The organism is Roseburia sp. AF20-18LB (genome assembly GCF_003461185.1).
Taxonomy (GTDB): domain Bacteria; phylum Bacillota; class Clostridia; order Lachnospirales; family Lachnospiraceae; genus Roseburia_C; species Roseburia_C amylophila.
Genome location: NZ_QTWP01000025.1, coordinates 239 through 2,670, shown reverse-complemented (window position 1 = coordinate 2,670; position 2,432 = coordinate 239). Strand labels below are relative to the sequence as shown.

3 protein-coding genes are annotated in these 2,432 nt (G+C 36.5%); all 3 read right to left on the bottom strand.

Features of this window, described 5'->3' with window-relative positions; genetic code table 11:
• Positions 1-92 precede the first annotated feature (92 nt).
• Complete coding sequence (locus tag DWX65_RS14740; RefSeq protein WP_117842305.1) at positions 93-866, bottom strand: DUF6033 family protein; 774 nt, start codon at positions 864-866, stop codon at positions 93-95.
• Between the two features lie 107 nt (positions 867-973).
• Positions 974-1,522, bottom strand: a complete 549-nt coding sequence (locus DWX65_RS14735) for a hypothetical protein (protein ID WP_117842304.1) — start codon at positions 1,520-1,522, stop codon at positions 974-976.
• Between the two features lie 45 nt (positions 1,523-1,567).
• On the bottom strand, positions 1,568-2,341 hold the full coding sequence (locus tag DWX65_RS14730) for a hypothetical protein (protein ID WP_117842303.1): 774 nt from the start codon (positions 2,339-2,341) through the stop codon (positions 1,568-1,570).
• Between the last annotated feature and the right edge of the window lie 91 nt (positions 2,342-2,432).

Here is a 2,432-nt window from a genome sequence, read left to right as displayed (position 1 = left end):
CACTTTGCACTCCCGAACCAATACGCATTTAATTACCTCCTAGTATAATATTATATATCGATTATTATAAGTTGATATAGTCAGTAAAGTCCTCAATTATCAATTGTACTTTTTATTATGTTTTCATTAAAAGTATTGGCAATATTTTCATAAGCAGCTATGGCAACCGCCCTATCTACTTCCGATAATACATTAACAGCCGATATATTATCATCAAAAGCCGCATCTTTTTTACTCTTTTGCATATTAATCTCTTCTATCTGTCTGCGCTTTTCTGCCGCCTCCTCACTGCGCTCTAAATATTGTCTACGCCGTTTAGCCTTCTCTTCATCTTCAGCTTTCATTTGCGCCTCTATCTTTGCTTTTTTTTCTGGTGAAACATCTCCACAAACATAATAGTGTGCAGTTCCATCCGGGTGAATAACCATACCATAAGATTGAATCTCAAACCCCCCGACTGCCATCTGCGCCTTCACAGTTGACTGCGAAGCAAAAAAATCCTGTATCATCTTTTCGTAATAAGCTGCTTTTTGGGGATCATTTGCCATTGTTTCCAAAACATTGGGTGCAATCACAATATTATTCATCCCATATGTCCCCGTCCCCAATGAATCCATACTCTTTTGATCACTTCCAACATTTTGGATCATTATATTCCCATATTTAGCCTTTAAATATTCAGTGTAGGTATCTACTTTTGAAACACTATTTTCATTTGGCTTCTGTACTTTCTCTGTATTATCACCCTCTTTAGCAGATAAAATCTTATTGAAATCTAAATGATTGGCTTGCCCTGTCGTCTTATTCTGTTGATACCTATAATTCTGATTATAAGCATTAACTGAATTTTCAACGCCTAATCCCATATTAACTCCTTTCCACGGTTCTTCTGTCAGTCAGAACCGTACCTGCTCTCTCCATCCGAAGACCAAGTAGTAACCTTTAATTGATTTATTGGATATAGAAATTGATACTATGCATATGTATCAAAACCTACCTTATTTTTAGTTGTCGCTTCTATAGCAATCATATTTTCTGTTTTTTTATCTTCTTTTTCTTTATCCTCTTTCATTCTCTCCAGCCATTTGTCAATTTCTGAATCCGTACCAGTCTCTCCAAAAATGCCACAGGTTGTCATTTCGGTTCCATTATTCGTAAACTTAAACTCCACTGATATCAGTTTACTACCATGACTTATTGCCGCCTTCTGTGCATTTCGTATAACATCTGGCATAATTGCTAAATTTTCCTCAAGCCATTTCGCAGTTTTTTCATCTCCACATGCCTTTCGCATTACACTTCTGTCAATCAATACAGAAGCATTTTTGCATGGAGTCAAACATTTATACTTGTTAGTCAAATACTTTGAATAGTCTGATACATTTTTAAACTTATTGGCTGAATTCATAGTGTATCCCGCATAATAATTCTTTTCACTATTCTTTGATGGCTTTACATTTTCATTTTTTACATTTCCGTATGTGTATGTATTGGCATACGATGATACTCCATTAATTCCCATACTGCATCTCTCCTTTCTATTTAGCCTTGATTTTTTATTTGCAGGCTATTGGGTTTTGTTCGATACGCTTACTGCCATTGTAAAATTTGCCTCATAAGAAGCTACTGCCTGACTTATTGTGACAGTCTTAGCAAACGAACTACTCTCAGCCACCAATCGAGTTCTGGCATCCTGAGCGGATAACCTTTTATTTTGCGCATATTCTTCATAAGCTGTTCTTTCCGCTTGTTTTTTCTGAATCCGCTTTTTTTCCTGTTGTTTCTTTACCTGATTTTCTATTCTCTTTTTATTTTCTATTCTGCGCTCCCAAAAACTATTTTTTGACTTATCATTAAAAATCTTCCCACCATTCCCATTGTTATAACCAGCACTCCACATCTCAGCATGACATTCTTCTTTTGATGCTCCATAATATATTGTAGAAAACGCTCCTCCGCATATACCGGACCATTTATCTGGTTGTGACCAACCCACTTGCAAATCATTTAATACCCATGCTTCATACTCTGGATCATTCTTCATTGCTTCAAAACCCGCCTCTGAAATTGTAACAGATATTGACTCGCCTGCTCTTGTGGGGTGCATTGGAATTTGAGATATTTTATTGTAAATGTACTGCTTGTATTCCACCATCGTCATATCTTTAGCAGACACAGAACCTATTTTTGAATTGCCCACTATACTTCCACTAGCTTCGCTCTTTTCTCTTACACTATCCGCAAACCTTGTATCTTCCTTCTCCTGATCTTTAGCCGCATTTTTCTGTTGGTACTGATTGTAAGCCCGTGTCATATAGTTCACATTAATTGTATTACTCATAGTAACCTCCTTTGCTTTCTTTATCGGATAAAATAACCTGTTCTCCTAGTCCCATATCATCAAACGACCATATTACGCATACAAAGACCAT